We start from the raw sequence: 327 nt of genomic DNA, 5'->3' as shown, positions 1-327 counted from the left end.
CCGTGGGTAAACACTATTGATCCAATTAAGACATTTCGCCATGCAGAACTGCATATAGCAAAAAGCGTATATGATGTATTGTTGGTTCAGAGTCCAGATGGTGATCTAATGCCTTCCTTAGCTCACGATTGGGTGATGGAAGATACAAGGATGACTCTATGGCTACGTCCCGGCGTTTACCGACATGATGGTGAGCTTTTGCAAGTTCAAGATGTAGTTTGGAGTATTAGACGTTTAATTAAGGGTAATGGCCCTATAAAAGAGTTATGGCAATGTGCCGAACGCGTAGATGCAGTCGCACCCAATTGTTTAGTTATTACTCTCAAG

The 327-nt window shown here is 42.5% G+C and carries 1 protein-coding gene; it reads left to right on the top strand.

The features are described from left to right. A partial coding sequence (locus AB4512_RS24805; RefSeq protein ID WP_372176127.1) for an ABC transporter substrate-binding protein occupies positions 1–327 on the top strand: 327 nt, incomplete at both ends.

Source organism: Vibrio sp. 10N.222.52.B7 (assembly GCF_041474275.1).
Taxonomy (GTDB): Bacteria; Pseudomonadota; Gammaproteobacteria; order Enterobacterales; family Vibrionaceae; genus Vibrio; species Vibrio crassostreae_C.
This window is presented reverse-complemented; position numbering and strand designations above follow the sequence as displayed.